Origin of the sequence: Thermoanaerobacterium sp. PSU-2 (assembly GCF_002102475.1) — a bacterium.
Lineage (GTDB): Bacteria > Bacillota > Thermoanaerobacteria > Thermoanaerobacterales > Thermoanaerobacteraceae > Thermoanaerobacterium.
Genome location: NZ_MSQD01000006.1, coordinates 43,050 through 63,923, shown reverse-complemented (window position 1 = coordinate 63,923; position 20,874 = coordinate 43,050). Strand labels below are relative to the sequence as shown.

Below are 20,874 nucleotides of genomic sequence, written 5' to 3'. Positions count from 1 at the left end.
ATAATATTAATATATGTGAAGGAGGTTTGAAATGTCTAAAGTTAGAAAAGAAAACAAGAGGAATTTTTGCATTATAGCCCATATAGACCATGGTAAATCTACTCTGGCGGATAGATTGATTGAGAAGACTGGTGTATTGACAGAAAGAGAAATGGAAGAGCAGGTTTTAGACAGCATGGATTTGGAAAGGGAAAGAGGTATAACCATAAAGCTTCAGCCAGTCCGCCTCATATACAAAGCAAACGATGGAGAGGAGTATGAATTGAATCTTATAGATACTCCTGGACATGTTGACTTTACGTATGAAGTCTCAAGGAGTATCGCGGCATGTGAAGGCGCTTTGTTGGTCGTTGATGCAACGCAAGGAATAGAAGCCCAAACGCTGGCAAATTTGTATCTGGCATTAGAGCACGATCTTGAGATTGTGCCTGTTATAAACAAGATAGATCTTCCATCTGCGGACCCTGATTTTGTAAAAAAAGAGATCGAAGATGTTATTGGCATCGATGCCGAAGATTCTTTGCTTATATCTGCGAAAGAAGGCATAGGCATTGAAGATGTTTTGGAAGCAATAGTAAAGAGAATACCGCCACCATCAGGAGACCAAGAAAAACCGCTTAAAGCGTTGATTTTTGATTCGTTTTACGACAATTATAAAGGTGCTATAAGTTTTATAAGGGTCTTTGACGGCACATTAAAACAAGGTGATAAGATAAAAATGATGTCCACCGGGAAAGAATTTGAAGTGACAGAGGTCGGCATATTTAGACCAAATTTAAGTCCGGTCGATTTTCTTTTTGCTGGTGATGTTGGGTATGTGGCTGCCAGCATAAAAAATGTCAGCGATACTCGTGTAGGAGATACCATAACAAATGCGGAATTCCCAGCATCTGAACCTTTGCCTGGATATAAAAAAGTCACACCAATGGTTTTTTGTGGAATATATCCAGCGGAGGGCGAGGACTATGAAAATCTAAAAGATGCACTTATGAAACTACAATTAAACGATGCGTCATTGACATTTGAGCCGGATACATCTGCAGCTCTTGGATTTGGCTTTAGATGCGGGTTTTTAGGCCTTTTGCACATGGACATAATACAGGAGAGGTTGGAGAGGGAATATAATCTAAATTTGGTGACTACTGCACCAGGCGTTATCTATAAGGTATACAAGACAAACGGAGAAGTAATTGAACTGGATAATCCAGCAAATTTGCCGGAGCCCACGTCCATCGATCATATAGAAGAACCTATAATTACTGCTACAATAATGTCTCCTACAGAGTACGTAGGCCCTATAATGGAGCTTTGTCAAGATAGAAGGGGCGTTTATCAAGGAATGGATTACCTTGAGCCTACTAGAGTGCTTATTAAGTACGATATTCCGTTAAACGAAATAATATATGATTTTTTCGATGCTTTAAAATCCAGGACAAAAGGATATGCTTCATTAGATTATGAGCTAAAAGGCTACAAGACATCAGATCTTGTGAAATTGGATATACTTATAAATGGTGAGATAGTTGATGCTTTGTCTATGATAGTCCATAAGGATAAGGCTTATGAAAGAGCCAGAAAGATGACAGAAAGGTTAAAAGAAAATATACCGCGCCATCTTTTTGAAATTCCTATACAAGCTGCTATAGGTTCAAAGATAATAGCAAGGGAAACTGTCAAAGCATTGAGGAAAAATGTTTTGGCAAAGTGCTATGGCGGAGATGTTACGCGAAAGAAAAAATTGTTAGAGAAGCAAAAAGAGGGCAAAAAGAGAATGAGACAAATAGGGAAAGTTGAAATTCCGCAAGAAGCGTTTATGTCAATCTTAAAGCTTGATGATGACAATGATTAGATCTGGTATATACGTTCATATTCCGTTTTGCAAGAGAAAATGCTATTATTGTGATTTTAATTCTTATGCAAACATGGAAGACAGCTTTTTTTCGTTTAAAAAAGCAATAATAAAGGAGATTAAAACGAGAAAAGAGGAACTTAAAGATATATACACTTCTGTGTATATAGGAGGAGGTACGCCGAATGTCTTGCCTCCTTCATACATCGAAGAAATATTGAGCGAAATTTACGGAAACTACAGCTTAAGCCAAGATGCAGAGATCACCATTGAATTAAATCCTGGCTTAATAGATGAAGAAAAACTTAAGTCATATAAAAAAGCAGGTGTAAATAGAATAAGCATAGGTTTGCAGTCTTGGCAAAACAATTTGTTAAAAGCTATAGGAAGGATACACACGGTAAGTGATTTTATTGAAAATTATGGTTTGGCATCTAAATATTTTGACAACATAAATATAGATATAATGTATGCGCTGCCAAATCAGACTTTTGAAGATTTTAAAGAAACATTGACAAACGTAATCGCATTAAAGCCATCACACATTTCTTGTTATGGACTTATATTAGAAAAAGGAACGATGCTTTACGATATGTATGAAAGAAATGAAGTTAAGCCTGCTGATGATGAATACGAATTGATGATGTTCCACTATGGTGCAGAGCTTTTAGAGAATAGTGGATACAGACATTATGAAATTTCGAATTACGCATTGCCTGGATTTGAATGCCGACACAACAAGCTGTATTGGTTGGATTTGCATTATCTGGGCTTTGGACCTGGGGCGTATTCATTTGTAGGAAATAAGCGATTTGGCAATATAAAAAATGTTAGAAAGTACATAGACGTGATTAATAATGATGGACATGCGGTTGACGATGTTGATGAACTGTCTTTAGAAGATCAAATGTCTGAGTTTATGTTTTTAGGCCTTAGGATGATGGATGGAGTAAATGATAATGACTTTAAAGAGAGATTTGGGAAAAGCATGTTTTCTGTGTTTAAAGATGCTATTTATAAAAATATGGAATTAGGCTTATTAGTTAAAGAAGGAGATGTCCTTAAATTAACATCAAAAGGTGTGGATATATCCAATAATGTGTTTGAGGATTTTTTGTTTTAAAGTATTGACAAATATCCACAATAGTGGTATTTTTAAATCGTGATTAGCACTCTCAAGCTAAGAGTGCTAACAATAGAACTTGGGGTGGTGAATATGCCGTTAGATGATAGGAAGAAAAAAATTTTAGAAGCTGTGATTAATGACTATATTTTGACGGCAGAACCAATTGGATCTCGGACAATCGCAAAACGGTATAACCTTGGTGTAAGTTCAGCAACGATCAGAAATGAGATGGCTGACCTTGAGGAGATGGGGTATCTTGAACAGCCTCATACATCTGCAGGTAGAATACCATCTGACAAAGGATACAGATTTTACGTTAATAATATATTAGAGCACTATTTGAATGAAAGTCGTGACGATGAAGTAGAGACAATTGATGAGGTGTTTGCTGAGATAGATGATATAGTGAAAAAATATGCCAGGCTATTATCTACCGTTACTAACCATACTATAGTGGTTAAAATGCCTCGAATTGATGAAAACACGATTAAGCGAATACAGATATTGCCTGTTGATGCAAACAAATTGATACTTCTTGTTATGACAGAATCAGGCATCATGAAAAACTATTTGATAAGCTTAAAGGACAACATTGACAATAATTTGTTTGAGTTTTTAAACAATCTAATCAACAATAAAATGATAGGAAAAAGAAAAAGAGAAATGAATCAGACGTTGAGAGATGAGATAAAAAAAGAGTCTGGCAGTGCTATTGGAATCATAGATAAGATTACAGATACTATCATAAATGGTTTAAAGCAAATGGATGAAACAGACTTGTATTCGGAAGGTATTTCAAATATTCTCAACTTTCCTGAGTACAAGGATCTGTTAAAAGCTAAGATGTTTTTCGATCTGATTGACAATAAAGACATTATGAATTCAGTGTTGGAGCCTTTAGATGATTCCATCGATGTTACTATTGGCAGTGAAAGCAAGTTTGAAGAGATGTGGGACTTAAGCATAATCAAATCTACTTATAAGATAAATGGCGAGATTGTAGGAACTTTTGGCATTATTGGACCTACAAGGATGAATTACAAAAGGCTTATAAACGAAATAAATAATATGTCAAATGAATTGTCGAAAGTCTTATCATATATATATCAAGAAAATAAGAGGTGAAACAATTGGACAGAGAAAAAGATACGATGGTAAATAAAAGCAATTTAGAAGAAGACTTAAAAGACAATACATCCGATGCTAACCGACCTCAAGATGATAATGAAGGTAGCATTGGGACGGAAAATTCCGATCAAAATGAAGAAAAAAACAATGAAGGAGAAATTGAAGAATTGAAAAATAAGCTTAAGCAGAAAGAAGACGAAGCAAATGAATACTTAGAGATGGCTCAAAGATTAAAAGCAGAGTTTGAAAATTACAGAAAAAGGACAGAAAAAGAAAAAGCTGATCTTGTTGAGTATGGCAAAGAACAAGTAATCTTGGAAATACTGCCTGTTGTAGATAATTTTGAGAGAGCTCTCGAAGCATCTCATGGTGACAGTGAAGAAATAGCTTCCTTTAAAGAAGGTGTCAATTTAATATACAGGCAGTTTAAAGGTGTTTTGGAAAAACTGGGTGTTAAAGAGATAGAGTCTTTAGGTCAAATCTTTGATCCATACAAACATCATGCTGTTATGCAGGAAGAGGTAGAGGATAAGAAGGAAAATGAAATAATTGAAGTTTTTCAAAAAGGATACATGTTTAATAATAAAGTAATAAGACCGAGTATGGTCAAAGTAGCAAAATAAAGTATAGGAATAGGAGGAATAGATTATGGGAAAAATTATAGGAATTGATCTTGGCACAACTTTTTCGTGCGTAGCTGTGATGGAAGGAGGACAGCCGGTAGTCATACCAAACTCAGAGGGGGCCAGGACAACTCCATCTGTTGTAGCATTTACAAAAGAAGGTGAAAGATTAGTAGGCCAAGTCGCAAAAAGGCAGGCTATTACAAACCCTGAAAGGACAGTTATGTCTATAAAAAGACATATGGGTTCTGACTACAAAGTAACTATTGATGGAAAGAGTTATACACCGCAAGAGATTTCAGCAATGATACTGCAGAAATTAAAAGCTGATGCTGAAGCGTACTTAGGAGAGAAGGTTACAGAAGCTGTAATAACAGTTCCTGCGTATTTCAATGACAGCCAAAGGCAGGCAACCAAAGATGCAGGTAGGATAGCAGGACTTGATGTAAAGAGGATTATAAACGAGCCTACTGCGGCTTCATTGGCATATGGGCTTGACAAGCAAGGCAATCAGAAGATAATGGTGTACGATTTAGGCGGTGGTACATTCGATGTATCTATACTTGAGATAGGCGATGGGGTATTCGAAGTATTGGCTACAAGTGGTAATAACCACTTAGGCGGTGATGATTTTGACCAGAGGATCATGGATTGGCTGGCAGATAACTTCAAAAAAGAGTATGGGATCGATCTGAGAAACGACAAGATGGCAATGCAGAGGCTTAAAGATGCGGCGGAAAAGGCAAAGATAGAACTTTCTTCTGCTATGACAGCTAACATAAACTTGCCTTTTATAACAGCTGATGCTACAGGCCCTAAGCACATAGATGTAAATCTTACAAGAGCAAAATTTGAGGAACTTATTAATGATTTGGTGCAATCTACTGTTGAACCAGTAAACCGTGCATTAAGCGATGCGAAGCTTAGTCCTTCAGACATTGATAAAGTGATATTAGTCGGTGGTTCGACGAGAATACCATTCGTTCAAGAGACAGTAAAAAGGATAATGGGCAAAGAACCGCACAAAGGCATAAACCCAGATGAATGTGTTGCAATAGGGGCTGCAATTCAAGGTGGTGTATTAGGAGGCGAAGTTAAAGACGTATTATTGCTGGATGTTACACCGCTTTCTCTTGGAATTGAAACAGTTGGTGGCGTATTCACAAAATTAATAGAGAGGAATACTACAATTCCTACAAAGAAGAGCCAGATATTCTCTACTGCTGCGGATGGACAGACATCTGTTGAGATACATGTTTTGCAAGGTGAAAGACCGATGGCTCGGGACAACAAGACACTTGGAAGATTCACATTGACTGGAATTCCACCTGCTCCAAGAGGAGTGCCTCAGATAGAAGTTACATTTGACATTGATGCTAATGGCATTGTCCATGTTTCTGCAAAAGATTTGGGTACAGGAAAATCTCAGAACATAACGATCACTTCTTCTTCTAACTTAAGCGAAGAAGAGATAAACAGAATGATGAATGAAGCGAAACAGCATGAAGAAGAAGACAGAAGGAGAAAAGAAGAGATAGAAGTAAGAAACAATGCAGATTCATTGATATACCAAGCCGAAAAGACCATGAAAGATTTGGCGGACAAGATGACACAACAAGAAAAAGATGATATAAATAAAGAGATAGAAAATGTAAGAAAAGCTCTTGAAGGTAGCGATATTAACGCTATAAAAAGTGCTTCAGAAAAATTGTCACAAGCATTTTATAACGTATCTTCCCGCATATATCAACAAGCAGGCGGCACAGGTCAGACAAATAGCTATAATAGTGGCAGTGGTGGAGCATCTAATAAAGAGAATGTATATGAAGCAGACTATAGGATGGAAGATGACAACAAAGATAATAAATAAGAACCAGGGCAATCCTGGTTCTCATTCATGTTGAGAAAGGCAGGTGATGTGTATGGCAAAAGATTATTATGCAATATTAGGCCTTGATAAAAATGCCAGTGATGAAGATATAAAGAAGGCTTATAGAACTCTTGCAAAGAAGTATCATCCTGACTTAAATCCTGGCAATAAAGAGGCAGAACAAAAGTTTAAAGAAATAAATGAAGCATATCAGATTTTGTCAGATCCTCAGAAAAAAGCTCAGTATGATCAATTTGGCGATGCAGCATTTAATCAAGGTGGTTTCAACCAAGGAGATTTTGGTGGCTTTGGTGGTTTTGGCCAAGGTGGATTTGATTTTGGCGGCTTTGGCGACATTTTTGGTGATATATTTGGTGATATGTTTGGAGGCAGTACCAGAAGAAAAACTGGCCCTCAAAAAGGAAATGACATAAGGATTAATCTGACTTTGTCCTTTGAGGAAGCTGCATTTGGCGTCGAGAAAGAGATTGAAGTTGAAAGGTATGAAAAATGCGATAGATGCAATGGTTCAGGTGCAAATCCAGGAACGAAAGTAGAGGCATGCCCCGAATGTCATGGTACAGGTGAGGTCAGAATAACGCAAAATACGCCGTTTGGCAGGATAGTCAATGTGAGAACGTGCCCTAGGTGTCATGGAGAAGGCAAGATAGTCAAAGATCCATGTTCAAAGTGTCATGGAACTGGAAGGATAAGAAAACTAAGGAAACTCAAGGTTAATATACCTGCTGGAATTGATGAAGGACAAATGGTATCATTAAGAGGTGAAGGTGAACCAGGAGAAAGAGGAGGAGCTAATGGAGATCTTTTTATTGTAATAAGCATAAAACCTCATAAGATATTCAAGCGGGATGGATTCAATGTATTGCTTAAAATGCCTATTAGCTTTGTAGATGCTGCACTTGGTGCAGAGATAGAAGTTCCTACTCTTGATGGCAAAGCTATATACAATATTCCGCCTGGAACTCAGACTGGAACGGTGTTTAGGCTTAGGAACAAAGGAATACCTCATATCAATGGAAGAGGACGTGGTGACGAATTTGTAGAGGTATATATCGATGTTCCTAAGAAATTGACGGAAAGGCAAAAAGAGCTATTGAGGGAGTTTGACAAACTTAGCAATGATAGCGGTAGTAAATCATTTTTTCAAAAAGTAAAAGATGCTTTTGGAGCATAAAAAAAGGGTGATATGATTGAAATGGCTTGAAGTTAAAATTACGACTTCAGTGGAAGCTGAGGAAGCTATAACAAATATAATGCATGAAGTTGGTGCAGGCGGTGTTGTCATAGAAGATCCAAATGATTTAAAGATGTTAAATGACAGCAATGAATGGGACTATATAGATCCTGATATGATTGTAGATAGCGATAAAGTTGTAATATCAGCTTATTTCCCTCTTACTCCCAGTACAATTGACAAATTAAGCATAATCAAGGATAGAATAATAGGGCTTAAAGAATATAATTTGGACATCGGAGATTTTACGTTTGAAACGACTGAAGTCGATGATGAAGATTGGGCAAACAGTTGGAAAAAGTATTATAAGACTTTTAAGATTGGCAAGCGTGTTGTCATAAAACCATCGTGGGAAGATTATAACCCAGAAGAAAATGAGATAGTAGTTGAGTTAGATCCAGGCATGGCTTTTGGCACAGGCAGCCATGAGACTACAAAAATGTGCATAGAATTTTTAGAAGACAATGTTAAAAGTGGCGATACCGTGTTTGATGTTGGGTGCGGTACAGGTATATTGTCAATTGTCAGCTCTAAGTTAGGTGCAAAAAAAGTCTTTGCAGTCGATGTGGACGAAGTTGCATTAAAAGTGGCTTCTCTAAATGTAAAATTAAACAAACTGGATAATATCGAGGTTTTGAAAAGCGATCTTTTAAAAGAGCTAAATGGTGAGGCGGATTTAATAGTCGCAAATATTATAGCTGATATAATAATAAAAGCTACTTTTGATATACACGAAAAACTTAAAGAAAATGGCTTGTTCATATCAAGCGGAATAATTAAAGATCGTAAAGATGATGTTTTAAATGCTATTTCCGAATATTTTGACGTTATTGAGGTTAAAGAAGATGGGGAATGGGTTGCAATATTATCAAGGAAAAAGTGAGTGCCGTGAGAAGACTTTTTATAAAAGATGAGGATATAAAAGATGGCATAGTCAGGATATATGGTGATGATGCTCATCATATAAAGGATGTATTAAGGCTAAAGATTGGAACTGATTTGGTGGTTTCTAATGGAGTAAAACAGTACAATGCTTCTATTCTCTCTATAGAAAGCACATCTGTTTTATTAAAGATAGTCGATGAGTTGCATCAAGTCGTAGAAAGTTCTATAAATGTGACTTTATTTCAAGGACTGCCAAAGTCTGACAAAATGGATTTGATTGTTCAGAAATGCACAGAAATTGGAATAAAAAAGATTGTGCCTGTTGAAACCGAATATTCTATTATAAAGATTAAAGAAAAAAGCATAGGAAACAAAATAAACAGGTGGAATAAAATTTCTCAAGAAGCATCAAAGCAATCTGGAAGATTGATAGTGCCAGAAGTGTTGGAGCCGATAAGTTTTAATATCGCTGTGAATTACATCCATGAGTTTGATTTATGTGTAATGCCATATGAAAGAGAGACCAATGTTAGGTTAAAAGATGTTTTAAAGGAGAATAATGGTGCAAAAAATATTTGCATTTTTATCGGGCCTGAAGGTGGCTTCTCGCCCAGTGAAGTAACCATGGCGACTAAAAATGGTGCTGTGACTGTCACATTGGGCCCAAGGATTTTAAGGACAGAAACGGCCGGTATTGTGGCTGGTTCTATAATTTTGTACGAGTTGGGAGATTTAGGATAGACGATTTTTACTTTGCCTCTTAAATATTTTCGAGGCTTATTTTTTTATATTTCGTTAAATGTTATAATAAATCTTGAGTTTTATAACAAACAATATGGGAGGAATATTACGAAGTGGCAAAGGCAAACATAGCTTTAGACGCTGATGAATTTTATGATATATATGGCCGCAAAAAAATTGTGTCATTTTTTACCTTAGGTTGTAAAGTAAATCAATATGAAACGGAAGCCATGGCTGAGATTTTCAAGAGTTCAGGATATGATGTTGTAAGGTTTGATGAATATGCCGATGTGTATGTCATAAATACATGCACTGTGACTGGTCGAGGTGATATGAAATCAAGACAGGAAATAAGAAAGGCTAAAAAAATCAATCCAGATTCTGTAGTAGCTGTGGTTGGCTGTTATTCGCAAGTGGCTTTAAATGAAGTCTTAAATATACCCGAAGTCAATGTTGTTTTAGGCACTAAAAACAAAGGAGAAATAGTTAAATTAGTAGAGAAAGCGGCAAATGCTAATAAGGTAATTGCCGTTGAAGATATATTTAAAGATAGAAAATTCGAAGAACTTAAAATATCGGCCCAAGAAGGTCATACGCGGGCGTATTTAAAGATACAGGATGGATGTAATCAATACTGCACTTATTGTATTATACCGTATGCCAGAGGGCCTATAAGAAGCAGAAAGCCCAATGACATATTGGATGAAGTTAAAAGACTTAAGGATAATGGCTATAAAGAAGTAGTATTGACAGGTATACACGTTGCATCATATGGCAAAGACTTGGAAAATGTAAATTTGCTTGATATAATAAAGATGATACACGAAATCGACGGTATCGAAAGAATACGCTTAAGTTCAATTGAGCCTACATTTTTAACCGAAGATTTCGTAAGAGAAGTTTCTCTTTTGCCTAAATTTTGCAGACATTATCATATTTCGTTGCAAAGCGGTTCGGACAGTGTTCTTAAAAGAATGGGTAGAAGATACACAACAAGCGAATACAAAACGATCATAGAGAGAGTAAGAAAGTACATCAAGGACGTGGCGATAACAACTGATGTAATGGTAGGGTTTCCAGGAGAGACTGAGAAGGAGTTTAATGAAACTTATAATTTTGTAAAAGACATACAATTTAGCAAGATGCATGTTTTTAAGTATTCAAGGCGGGCAGGCACAAAAGCGGCAGACTACCCTGACCAAATCAAAAATTCTGTCAAGGAAGAGAGAAGTAAAATATTAATTAAGCTTTCAGAAGAATGCGAATTGAAATTTTACAGAAAGTTTTTAGGTAGCACTTTAAATGTGCTATTTGAACAGAGGACTAAAGAGTTAGATGATTATGTGGAAGGACTTACTGATAACTATATAAGAGTGGCTGTAGAGACAGATTTAAACATTAAGAATAAAATACTACCTGTAAAATTGATAGATTTAAAAAAAGATTTTGCTATTGGCAAGATTGTTGAAGGAGGTGAAATAAATTGAGTGATTGCATTTTTTGCAAGATCATAAATAGGGAGATTGAATCAAAAATAATTTACGAAGATGATTATGTGGTTGCCTTTCCCGACATTAATCCACAAGCGCCAGTTCACTTGCTTATAGTTCCAAAAGCTCACATTGACTCTCCATTGGACATTGATGATAGTAATAAAGAGCTTGTAGGACATGTCTATATAATTGCGAAAAAGCTAGCAAAGCAGTATGGGATCGATATGAAAGGATACAGGATAGTATCCAATTGTGGCGACGACGGTGGACAAACTGTTCATCACATACATTTTCATCTTTTAGGCGGTAGATTTATGACATGGCCTCCAGGGTAAACATTGACACAAATTGGTTTTTAGATTATAATATATTAAGATATCCCAATAATATTTGCAGCAATAAATGCAGCTTACATTTGGCAGTTTATCCGGAGGGAGGGAGATTACAGTGTCAGAAGTTCGTGTTGGAGAAAATGAGTCCCTTGATAATGCATTGAGAAGATTTAAGCGTCAATGCTCAAGAAGTGGCGTTCTTTCTGAATTAAGGAAAAGGGAACATTATGAAAGCCCAAGCGTAAAACGCAAAAAGAAATCAGAAGCAGCAAGAAAAAGAAAGTACAAATTTGGGAAATAAGGAAGTGTGATTATGGCCCTTAAGGATCAATTGTACAAAGACATGGTTGATGCTATGAAATCAAAAGATGTATTCAGAAAGAATATATTAAGCATGGTTAGATCTTCGATATTGCAAGTAGAAAAGGATACAGGAAAAGTCCTTGATGATGAAGGGGTCATTAATGTAATTTCAAGAGAAATAAAACAAAGAAGAGAAGTTTTGCCTGAATACGAAAAAGGTGGCAGGCAAGATTTAGTAGATAAAGCAAATCGTGAAATAGAAATTATGCTGGAGTATATGCCACAGCAGTTGACCGATGATGAAATAGATGAGATCGTAAGAGGCGTTATCGACGAGACAGGTGCTACAAACAAAAATGATATAGGAATGGTTATGAGCAAAGTGATGCCTCTTGTAAAAGGCAAAGCTGATGGCAATAAAGTTAAGACGATAGTTTCGCAGCACTTACAATGATAAAAAAACTTGGTACTTAGATGTATCAAGTTTTTTTGCTTTTATTGCATGGAACATAGGTCCATGTTTTTTTTATTTTATTTTAAAATTCCTTAAAAGAATGTTTTTACTTAAAGATTCATAAGATTTAACGGGAGGAGGCTTTATCATGAAGTCAAATACCATAAAAGAGGGAATTCTAAATTTAGTGGATTTTCCCAAAGATGTTTTGTTGAATCTCCCTAAGATAACAGTAATAGGCAACACGCAAATTACAGTAGAAAACCATAGAGGTATAATAGAATATATTCCTGAAAGGATAAGGATTAATTCTACGATAGGAATGATTAGAATAACAGGTAAAAACATGATTATAAATTCAGTCATGACAGAGATATTGGTCATTACTGGTAAAATATTGAATATAGAAATAATTGTATGAGAATTTTTTACATTTTCAATAGAATAAAAAGGCAGAAGGGGGTATTTGCTTGCTGGCCATAAAATTGTGGAATTTTTTATACGGGTATGCTATTATAAGAATAGAAGGCTTGTCAATAGAGAGATTTTTAAATATTGTTATATCTAAAAACATATATGTATGGGATGTGGAAAGGACAAACCACACTACAATAGTAGCAAAGATCAGTTTGAAAGGATTTAAGCTGCTTTTGCCGTATACGAAAATGACGAATTGCAGGGTGTACATCGTTGAAAAAAGAGGGTTGCCATTTATTGTCTTTTATTTAAAGAGGAGAAGAATGTTGGTTTTAGGCGCAGCAGCGTGTGTGATATTAGCATATATTTTTTCGATGTTTATATGGTCTATTGAGATAGATGGTGGACAAAATATAAGTGAAGCTTCTATAATTTCAGAACTCGACAAATTGGGACTTAAAGCTGGTGCTTTAAAGTCATCAATAGATATTCATAAGATTCAACAAGAATTTTTGGTGGATGAAAAAGATGTTGCATGGATTGGTATTGACATAAAAGGTACAAAAGCAATAGTTAAGGTTGTGAAGAAAACTGCACCACCTGCTGTAATAGATGAAAATGTGCCATGTAATATAATAGCTAAAAAAGATGGTATAATATATAAAATGACAGTATTAGAAGGTGATGCTTTAAAAAAAGTTGGTGATACAGTAAAGACGGGAGACGTCTTAGTATCTGGGATAATAGAAAGGCCCAATACAAACACGCGGTTTGTGCATTCAATGGGAACAATACTGGCAAGAGTTTGGTATGAAGGCTACGCAGATGTTAATTTAGTGCAGCAAAACTACAAGAGAACTGGTAGAAAAATAATTATGACAAAAATTGCAATGGGAAGCAGCACATTGACTCTTTCGTCGAGAAAAATCGATTTTAAAAATTATGATAGAGAAGTGAGAAATTTGACTTCATCTGCTTCTCCAATAAAAATCATAAATGAGACATATTACGAGACGGTGCCGATTGAAGTGAAGTTGACAAAAGATGAAGCGGAAAAATTAGCTGTAGAAAATGCTCTTAAAAACATTTCATCTGCTTTTGGAAAAGATGCTAAAATAGTCAATAGACAACAAAAGATGACAATGATAAACGCAAACGTGCTGCGGGCTGATGTTATAGTGGAAGTGATAGAGGATATTGGAACGCAAGAAAACATCAATTATAATACGGAGGTAAAAATTGAAAGAAGTAACAATTGATATCAATAATATTGAACAAGCTGCAAATTTATTTGGCAAGTTCGATGAAAATATAAAATTGATTGAAGAAGGAATGGATGTAAAAATTGTCGTCAGAGATGATATGATTAAAATCAGCGGTGAAGATGCCAATGTTGATGGGGCAGAAAAGGTGTTTAGTGAGCTTATAGATATAATCAATAGTGGTGAGATTATAACAGCTCAAAACGTCTTATACGCTATGAGATTAGTCAACATGGGGGAGGAAGAAAAGTTAAAGTCCATCTTATCTGACATTGTGTGTATTACATCAAGAGGGAAACAGATAAGATGCAAGACTTATGGCCAAAAAAGATATGTAAATGCCATAAGAAATAATGAAATTGTCTTTGGAATTGGGCCAGCAGGTACTGGGAAGACGTATCTTGCTATGGCAATGGCTGTAACATCTTTGAAAAACAAAGAAATCGGTCGAATCATTTTGACAAGACCCGCAGTTGAGGCGGGAGAGCGACTGGGCTTTTTGCCAGGCGATTTGCAAGAGAAGGTTGACCCGTATTTAAGGCCATTGTACGATGCGTTATACGATATTCTTGGGGCTGAAACATTTCAAAAGTACATGGAAAAAGGGCTTATTGAAGTTGCACCATTAGCGTATATGAGAGGCAGAACTTTGGACGATTCATTTATAATACTTGATGAAGCTCAAAATACTACTCCAGAGCAAATGAAGATGTTTTTAACAAGGATTGGATTTGGCTCTAAGGCTGTTATAACAGGCGACGTTACGCAGGTGGATTTGCCTAAAGGAAAAAGATCAGGGCTTAAAGATGTCATTGAGATTTTAAACGGTATAGAAGGCATCGAATTTGTTTTGTTAAAGGAGCAGGATGTTATAAGACATCCACTTGTTGCTAAGATAGTAAAAGCTTATGAAGTATTTGAAAAGTCTAAAAAGACTGATGATGCAGAAGAAGAAAATTCTTCTTGGGAGGATTAATTTAGATGCATATAAAGGACATGCCGATAAAAAAAATATTTTTAAGTCAAAAGGCATATTTGATATATATTACGACTATATACATCATCGTATCGATATTTTTGTTTTACACAGCCATAGCGCCGCCTAAAATTGATATAAAAGCTGGAGATGTTGCTCAGATAGATATTAAAGCACCGAAGGATATTGTTGACAATTTGGCAACACAAAAAAAGATTCAAGAAGCCATGAACAGTGTAAATCCTAAATACGATTACGATGAAAATGTTGCACAAGAATCTTACATTAAGCTTACTGAATTTTTCAATAAGCTTAGGAGCATTAGAAAGTCCAACGGACAGATTGACGAAAAGCTCAATACACTAAAAGAAACATTGCCAATTAAACTTGATGACCAATCTCTTAAAGTTTTGCTTTCTGCTGAAGACAATACAATAATTGCGGTGGAATCTTTGGCTATATCAACTGAAAAAGCCACGATGTCTCGCCAAATTACAGATGATGCTTTATCTGGTGCATTAAGCAGCGTAAAAAGTGTTGTAGATAGCTCAGATTTAAATCAAGAACTAAAGCCGATAGTATATAAAATACTATCTTCTGTCATATCTCCTAATATGATATACAATGCGACTGAGACTGAGACGGCAAAAAAAGAAGCTGCTTCAAAGGTTGAGCCTGTAGTCTATAAGAAAGGACAGAATATTATCGTAAGCGGTGAAATAGTTACAGACGATCAAATTCAGGTCTTAAAAGCATTGGGACTTCTTAAGAATAACAGCAGAGTAGATTTTGCGATGTTATCTGGTATAATCGTCTTATTAGGCGTGTCTTTATTTATTGCAGGCTATTATATAATTAAACTTAATAAAAAAGTGAGGGAGAAGTACGCATATATTCAAATACTGTATCTTTTAGGAATAATATACTATTTTATTGTCATAGCATTAAAAAATATAAACCCTTTACTCATTCCATCAGAGCTTATTGCTTTGTCTGTTTCGGTTATATTGGATCCATTTATTGCCATAATGCTTAATACATTCTTTTCTATTATAAGTGGCATGATGCTAAATTTTAATCAGGCTTTCTTCGTAATGTCCATATTTGGAGGGACAATTGGAGCCATAAAGATGGCTAATTCAAAGCAGAGAATCGATTTTGTCAAAGCTGGCATATATGTAAGTGTTGCTAATACATTGTCCATATTAGGAGTAGGGCTTATTAATAGCAATAATATTTTATCTGTTTTAGAAAACAGCCTTTGGGGGATAATTAGCGGTGCTTTTAGTGTTATATTAGCCATCGGGTTACTTCCGTTTTGGGAATCTGGTTTTGACATCATAACACCCTTAAAATTGCTGGAGCTTTCAAATCCAAATAATCCTTTGTTGAAAAAGCTGATGATGGATGCTCCCGGCACATATCATCACAGCATAATAGTCGCTAATTTGGCTGAAGCAGGATCTGATGCAATTGGTGCAAACAGCCTATTGACACGAGTGGGGGCATATTACCATGATATAGGTAAAGTAAAAAGACCATATTTTTTCAAAGAAAATCAATTTACGGATGAAAATTTGCATGACAAAATATCGCCAGATCTAAGCTCACTTGTGATTACATCTCACGTTAAAGATGGTGTTGAGCTTGCTAAAAAGTATAAGTTACCTGAAGATATAATAAATTTAATACGGGAACACCATGGTACATCTCTCGTAAAATATTTTTACAGTAAAGCGTTAAAGACAGATGATTTATGTGAAGAAGACTCGTTTAGGTATCCGGGCCCAAAACCTCAGACTAAAGAATCTGCAATTTTGATGTTGGCAGATTCTATTGAAGCTGCTGTAAGGTCCCTTCACGATCCTACAGACGATGAGATTGAAAAGATGGTCAACAAGATAATCGACGACAGATTAAAAGATGGTCAGCTTGATGAAAGCAATTTGACTTTGAAGGACATAAGGGATTTATCAAAGTCATTTTTGACATCTTTAAACGGAATATTTCATCGCAGGATAGAGTATCCTGAAATAGAAAATAATAAGGCAGAGGTGTTACAATGAATATTTTAATTGATAATAGACAGGATAAAGTTGATGCACAAGGATTGGATAAGATAGTAGAAGATGTGGTGCGAACAGCGTTGGAAGTGGAAGGCGTTGTCGATGACGTAGAGGTAAGCGTATCTTTTGTTGACAATGAGGAGATTCATAAGTTAAACAAGTATTATAGAAATGTCGATAGAGAAACAGATGTATTGTCTTTTCCACTGGTGGAGTTTGAAGAAATATACACAGATATAGACGAAGAAGATGATGATTTAGATGAAGTACAACCTATAGGTGATATAGTAATTTCTTTGGAGAAGGCAAAGCAACAAGCTGAAGAATATGGTCATTCTTTTATAAGGGAAGTTGCTTATCTTACAGCACACAGCATGTTTCATTTGATGGGATACGATCATGAGACAGAAGACGAAAAAAAGGTAATGAGGGAAAAAGAAGAAGAAGTTATGCGACGTCTAAAAATAGAAAGGTGATACATTTTTGAAGATAAGAAAATTGATAGATAGTTTTAACTATGCTATAGAAGGAATCATATACGCATTTAAGACAGAAAAAAACATGAAAATACACTTTGTGGCGGCCCTTTTTGTATTAGTTTTAAGTTTGTTTTACAATTTTAGCAAACTTGAGATGATAGCCATAATAGTCACAATATCTCTTGTCTTGATCGCTGAAATGATAAATACGGCTATAGAGACTATAGTCGATTTAATAACTGATGAATATCATGCTTTAGCTAAAATAGCCAAAGATGTGGCTGCTGGTGCTGTGTTGATATCTGCTTTAAACGCTGTATTTGTCGCATATTTGCTATTTTTCCATCGGCTTAATCCGTGGGTTAATATTTTGCTTACAAGGATAAAAAGCTCTCCAGCCCATGTCACATTCATTGCACTTATAGTAGTAATGATATTGACCATAATCTTAAAAGCCTATTTTGGAAAAGGGACGCCATTAAGAGGTGGCTTGCCAAGTGGGCACAGTGCAATAGCGTTTTGCCTTGCAACAGCATCAACATTTATATCTAAAAATATACTTTTATCAACCATAAGCTTTATTATGGCTTTTTTAGTGGCACAAAGCAGAGTTGAAGGTAAAATACATTCTGCTTTTCAGGTAATAGTAGGTAGTATCATTGGAATACTTATAACAGTATTGTTTTTTCAAATTTTTAAATAAAATTTTTGAGGTGATGATATGGCATTTAAATCGGGATTTGCTGCATTGATTGGAAGAACTAACGTTGGTAAATCTACTCTATTAAACGCATTGCTAAACGAAAAGGTGGCTATAACTTCAGACAAGCCGCAAACCACCAGAAATACTATTCAAGGTATTTTGACAGGCGAAGACTATCAAGTGATTTTTATTGATACACCTGGTATACACAAGCCGAAGCACAAATTAAGCGAATTCATGATTGAATCCGTAAAAAAAACTTTGGCAGAAGTGGATTTAATAATCTACATGGTGGAGCCAGATGTTGAAGTAGGACCAGGCGATAAATATATCATTGATCACCTTATAAACATTGAAACACCAGTGATTTTGGTCATAAATAAAATAGACACCGTTCCCCATGAAACTGTAGATATGTCAATACAGATATTTAAGCAACTGTATAATTTTAAAGATATATTGCCAATATCTGCTTTGAAAAATATGAATATTGATCTTTTAAAACACACAATAGTATCGTATATACCAGAAGGACCGCAATACTTTCCCAGCGATTACATAACAGATAGGCCTGAGAAGTTTCTCGTATCAGAAATAATAAGAGAAAAAATATTAAATTACCTTGAGGATGAGGTACCACACGGTGTATACGTGGAAGTTGACTCGATGAAAGCAAGAGAAGATAAAGACATATTGGACATAGAAGCGTTTATATACTGCGAAAAAGAGTCTCACAAGGCTATTATCATAGGGAAAAACGGACAGATGTTAAGAAGGATAGGAAGTAGTGCCAGAATAGAGTTGGAAAGTTTATTTGGCCAAAAAATATATTTGGATCTGTGGGTAAAAGTGAGAAAAGGCTGGAGAGATAATGTCAGCATTTTAAGGAATTTTGGCTATGTAATTGACAAAAATTGATTGGTAGTGTTAAAGTATACTTAAGAAAGGTGGAGATATTGTGGAAATTGCAAAGATGATAGATCATACTTTATTAAAACCGGATGCAACTGATTCTGATATTAAAAAATTGGCTGATGAAGCTAAGGAATATGGTTTTGCGTCTGTGTGTGTAAATCCATGCCATGTAAAACTTGTAGCTGATGTTTTAAAAAACAGTGATGTAAAGGTATGTACAGTTATCGGTTTTCCTCTTGGCGCTAATACGACTGAAACCAAGGTGTTTGAAGCAAAAGAAGCCATATCAAATGGGGCAAATGAAATAGATATGGTCTTAAACATAGGCAAACTGAAATCTGGCGACTACGATTATGTGAAAAAGGACATAGAAGCTGTGACAAAGGCAGCTAAATCTTTTGGAGAAATTACAGTTAAAGTTATCTTAGAGACATGTTATCTTACTGATGAAGAAAAAGTAAAAGCCTGTGAAATTACAGTTGATGCAGGGGCAGATTTTGTTAAAACATCAACTGGATTTGGCAGTGGTGGCGCAACTGTACATGATGTTGAATTGATGAGAAAAACTGTTGGCGAAAATTTTGGTGTTAAAGCATCAGGTGGCATAAGAACTGCAGATTTTGCTAAAGAAATTGTAAAAGCAGGTGCTAACAGGATTGGTACAAGCTCTGGAATTCAAATCGTAAAAGGATGGTAAAATCAACAAAGGGTAAATTATCATGAAATTTATAAAAACAGAGTCTATAGTCTTAAAAAGCAGGCTAATAGGCGAATCAGACAAAGTCGTTACACTTTTTACGAAATCAAATGGTAAGATAGATGCAATAGCAAAAGGTGCAAGGAACTCGAAAAGCAGATTTTTGGGTTCCTCACATCCTTTTTCAATAGGATATTATGTTTTGTTTGAAGGGCAAAATTACTATTATATTGACCAATGGGAGTTAATCCATTCTTTTTTAAAAATAGATGATGATATTTTGAAGCTTTCTTACGCATCGTATTTTGCAGATATCGTTTATAAGCTGCTGGAAGAAAATGAAAAGAACACAAACATATACAATCTATTAAAATATTCCATGCTTCTGCTGGAAAGAGATCTTGTCGATTGCGATTTGCTTTCAATCACTTTTTGCTTGAAGTTTGTCACATTTATGGGATATATGCCTGAAGTGCACCACTGTTTATCCTGTGGCAGAGATGATAACATTATGTATTTTTCGCCATTAAAAGGTGGTGTATTGTGCAGGGATTGTAAAAGCAGTGTTGATGACATATTCTACATAAAAAGAGAAACACTAAATACGTTAAGGTATTTGCTCAGCAATGGTTTTGGCAATGTTATAAAACTTAGAATACAAAAAGATGTATTAGTAGAACTAGATAAAATAGTTACTGATTATATGAGTGTTCACTTTGACAAAAATTTTCAGTCAAAATATTTTTTAGACAAATTAAAAAATATGTAGGAGGTGATAGAAGTGGATAATGAGCTTGAAAAGATCGATCAGATCGTGGCCAGAACAGGTGTAAGCTACAAGGAAGCGAAGGAAGCCTTAGAAAAGTGCAATGGTGATGTGGTAGATGCTCTTATATACATTGAAGAAAACAAAAAGAATTGGACAGAGAGCATATCGGTTGCAGGTTCTGAAGTAATTGACAAGATAAAAGAGATTGTTAAAAAAGGCAACGTCACAAAAATAAGAATAAAAAAAGACGATAATGTGATACTTGAGGTTCCTGTCACTGCTGGAGCCATATCAGCCATCATAGTTCCTCAACTTACTGTCATAGGTGCTGCATTGGCATTTTTCACAAACTGTACTGTTGAGATAGAAAGACCAAATAAAGAGATAACTGTATTAAAAGAAGAAAGAGAATAAAGTCCAATGCTTTCATTAAGCGATATTGACATATTTAAAACTATTTGATATTCTAAAATAAATTGAATTTAGCCCTTTTTGCCGAGGAGGAAAAAGGGTTTTGTTTATACATAAAAA

Annotated in this window: 22 protein-coding genes; all 22 read left to right on the top strand. The window is 35.4% G+C overall.

The features are described 5' to 3' along the window. The first annotated feature begins 31 nt into the window (after positions 1 to 31). Complete coding sequence (gene lepA / locus BVF91_RS06300) at positions 32 to 1,849, top strand: translation elongation factor 4 (RefSeq protein ID WP_085112615.1); 1,818 nt, start codon at positions 32 to 34, stop codon at positions 1,847 to 1,849. Next, positions 1,836 to 2,972 carry a radical SAM family heme chaperone HemW gene (gene hemW / locus BVF91_RS06295; protein ID WP_502688654.1) on the top strand — a complete coding sequence of 379 codons (1,137 nt, stop codon included), beginning with the start codon at positions 1,836 to 1,838 and terminating at the stop codon, positions 2,970 to 2,972. Before lepA ends, hemW begins: the two co-directional genes overlap by 14 nt. Before the next feature lie 93 nt (positions 2,973 to 3,065). Further along, the gene (gene hrcA / locus BVF91_RS06290) at positions 3,066 to 4,100 is read left to right on the top strand and encodes a heat-inducible transcriptional repressor HrcA (protein ID WP_085112613.1); all 1,035 of its coding nucleotides are present in this window, start codon (positions 3,066 to 3,068) and stop codon (positions 4,098 to 4,100) included. Positions 4,101 to 4,126: 26 nt separating this feature from the next. Continuing rightward, entirely contained in the window at positions 4,127 to 4,726 is a 600-nt protein-coding gene (gene grpE / locus BVF91_RS06285) for a nucleotide exchange factor GrpE (RefSeq protein ID WP_143588979.1), read from the top strand. 25 nt (positions 4,727 to 4,751) lie between these two features. Continuing rightward, on the top strand, positions 4,752 to 6,596 hold the full coding sequence (dnaK, locus tag BVF91_RS06280; protein ID WP_085112611.1) for a molecular chaperone DnaK: 1,845 nt from the start codon (positions 4,752 to 4,754) through the stop codon (positions 6,594 to 6,596). Positions 6,597 to 6,648: 52 nt separating this feature from the next. Then, positions 6,649 to 7,791 (top strand): molecular chaperone DnaJ, encoded by a 1,143-nt coding sequence (gene dnaJ, locus BVF91_RS06275; protein WP_085112610.1) that lies wholly within the window; start codon positions 6,649 to 6,651, stop codon positions 7,789 to 7,791. A 16-nt stretch (positions 7,792 to 7,807) separates the two neighbouring features. Continuing rightward, positions 7,808 to 8,734 (top strand): 50S ribosomal protein L11 methyltransferase, encoded by a 927-nt coding sequence (gene prmA, locus BVF91_RS06270; RefSeq protein ID WP_085112609.1) that lies wholly within the window; start codon positions 7,808 to 7,810, stop codon positions 8,732 to 8,734. Continuing rightward, positions 8,704 to 9,477 (top strand): 16S rRNA (uracil(1498)-N(3))-methyltransferase, encoded by a 774-nt coding sequence (locus BVF91_RS06265; RefSeq protein WP_206199029.1) that lies wholly within the window; start codon positions 8,704 to 8,706, stop codon positions 9,475 to 9,477. Before prmA ends, BVF91_RS06265 begins: the two co-directional genes overlap by 31 nt. A gap of 113 nt (positions 9,478 to 9,590) precedes the next feature. Then, entirely contained in the window at positions 9,591 to 10,964 is a 1,374-nt protein-coding gene (gene mtaB, locus BVF91_RS06260) for a tRNA (N(6)-L-threonylcarbamoyladenosine(37)-C(2))-methylthiotransferase MtaB (RefSeq protein ID WP_085112608.1), read from the top strand. Then, positions 10,961 to 11,305, top strand: coding sequence for a histidine triad nucleotide-binding protein (locus tag BVF91_RS06255; RefSeq protein WP_085112607.1), 345 nt, complete (start codon positions 10,961 to 10,963; stop codon positions 11,303 to 11,305). The genes mtaB and BVF91_RS06255 overlap by 4 nt, the downstream gene beginning before the upstream one ends. Positions 11,306 to 11,417: 112 nt before the next feature. Further along, complete coding sequence (gene rpsU, locus BVF91_RS06250) at positions 11,418 to 11,603, top strand: 30S ribosomal protein S21 (protein WP_013297679.1); 186 nt, start codon at positions 11,418 to 11,420, stop codon at positions 11,601 to 11,603. A gap of 12 nt (positions 11,604 to 11,615) precedes the next feature. Further along, on the top strand, positions 11,616 to 12,059 hold the full coding sequence (locus BVF91_RS06245) for a GatB/YqeY domain-containing protein (RefSeq protein WP_085112606.1): 444 nt from the start codon (positions 11,616 to 11,618) through the stop codon (positions 12,057 to 12,059). Positions 12,060 to 12,207: 148 nt separating this feature from the next. Next, complete coding sequence (yqfC, locus tag BVF91_RS06240; RefSeq protein ID WP_013788273.1) at positions 12,208 to 12,480, top strand: sporulation protein YqfC; 273 nt, start codon at positions 12,208 to 12,210, stop codon at positions 12,478 to 12,480. Positions 12,481 to 12,529: 49 nt separating this feature from the next. Further along, entirely contained in the window at positions 12,530 to 13,735 is a 1,206-nt protein-coding gene (gene yqfD / locus BVF91_RS06235; RefSeq protein WP_085112605.1) for a sporulation protein YqfD, read from the top strand. Then, positions 13,716 to 14,714, top strand: a complete 999-nt coding sequence (locus BVF91_RS06230; RefSeq protein WP_085112604.1) for a PhoH family protein — start codon at positions 13,716 to 13,718, stop codon at positions 14,712 to 14,714. The genes yqfD and BVF91_RS06230 overlap by 20 nt, the downstream gene beginning before the upstream one ends. 5 nt (positions 14,715 to 14,719) lie before the next feature. Continuing rightward, on the top strand, positions 14,720 to 16,780 hold the full coding sequence (locus BVF91_RS06225) for an HD family phosphohydrolase (RefSeq protein ID WP_085112603.1): 2,061 nt from the start codon (positions 14,720 to 14,722) through the stop codon (positions 16,778 to 16,780). Further along, complete coding sequence (gene ybeY / locus BVF91_RS06220) at positions 16,777 to 17,256, top strand: rRNA maturation RNase YbeY (protein ID WP_085112602.1); 480 nt, start codon at positions 16,777 to 16,779, stop codon at positions 17,254 to 17,256. Before BVF91_RS06225 ends, ybeY begins: the two co-directional genes overlap by 4 nt. A 7-nt stretch (positions 17,257 to 17,263) precedes the next feature. Further along, a complete protein-coding gene (locus BVF91_RS06215; RefSeq protein ID WP_085112601.1) occupies positions 17,264 to 17,962 on the top strand; it encodes a diacylglycerol kinase in 699 nt (232 codons plus the stop codon). Positions 17,963 to 17,980: 18 nt separating this feature from the next. Further along, complete coding sequence (gene era / locus BVF91_RS06210) at positions 17,981 to 18,880, top strand: GTPase Era (RefSeq protein ID WP_085112600.1); 900 nt, start codon at positions 17,981 to 17,983, stop codon at positions 18,878 to 18,880. Positions 18,881 to 18,920: 40 nt separating this feature from the next. Continuing rightward, positions 18,921 to 19,574, top strand: coding sequence for a deoxyribose-phosphate aldolase (gene deoC / locus BVF91_RS06205; RefSeq protein ID WP_085112599.1), 654 nt, complete (start codon positions 18,921 to 18,923; stop codon positions 19,572 to 19,574). Positions 19,575 to 19,596: 22 nt separating this feature from the next. Further along, positions 19,597 to 20,343: a DNA repair protein RecO gene (gene recO, locus BVF91_RS06200; protein WP_085112598.1), complete on the top strand. Its 747-nt coding sequence runs from the start codon at positions 19,597 to 19,599 to the stop codon at positions 20,341 to 20,343. A gap of 12 nt (positions 20,344 to 20,355) precedes the next feature. Next, positions 20,356 to 20,757 carry a DUF4342 domain-containing protein gene (locus tag BVF91_RS06195; protein WP_085112597.1) on the top strand — a complete coding sequence of 134 codons (402 nt, stop codon included), beginning with the start codon at positions 20,356 to 20,358 and terminating at the stop codon, positions 20,755 to 20,757. Positions 20,758 to 20,874 lie beyond the last annotated feature (117 nt).

Coding starts and splice junctions, on each gene's coding strand:
- ybeY (WP_085112602.1), top strand. CDS start 16,777: ATGAATATTTTAATTGATAATAGACAGGATAAAGTTGATGCACAAGGA.
- era (WP_085112600.1), top strand. CDS start 17,981: ATGGCATTTAAATCGGGATTTGCTGCATTGATTGGAAGAACTAACGTT.
- lepA (WP_085112615.1), top strand. CDS start 32: ATGTCTAAAGTTAGAAAAGAAAACAAGAGGAATTTTTGCATTATAGCC.
- yqfC (WP_013788273.1), top strand. CDS start 12,208: ATGAAGTCAAATACCATAAAAGAGGGAATTCTAAATTTAGTGGATTTT.
- hrcA (WP_085112613.1), top strand. CDS start 3,066: ATGCCGTTAGATGATAGGAAGAAAAAAATTTTAGAAGCTGTGATTAAT.
- dnaK (WP_085112611.1), top strand. CDS start 4,752: ATGGGAAAAATTATAGGAATTGATCTTGGCACAACTTTTTCGTGCGTA.
- grpE (WP_143588979.1), top strand. CDS start 4,127: ATGGTAAATAAAAGCAATTTAGAAGAAGACTTAAAAGACAATACATCC.
- dnaJ (WP_085112610.1), top strand. CDS start 6,649: ATGGCAAAAGATTATTATGCAATATTAGGCCTTGATAAAAATGCCAGT.
- BVF91_RS06245 (WP_085112606.1), top strand. CDS start 11,616: ATGGCCCTTAAGGATCAATTGTACAAAGACATGGTTGATGCTATGAAA.
- hemW (WP_502688654.1), top strand. CDS start 1,836: ATGACAATGATTAGATCTGGTATATACGTTCATATTCCGTTTTGCAAG.
- recO (WP_085112598.1), top strand. CDS start 19,597: ATGAAATTTATAAAAACAGAGTCTATAGTCTTAAAAAGCAGGCTAATA.
- BVF91_RS06265 (WP_206199029.1), top strand. CDS start 8,704: ATGGGTTGCAATATTATCAAGGAAAAAGTGAGTGCCGTGAGAAGACTT.
- BVF91_RS06225 (WP_085112603.1), top strand. CDS start 14,720: ATGCATATAAAGGACATGCCGATAAAAAAAATATTTTTAAGTCAAAAG.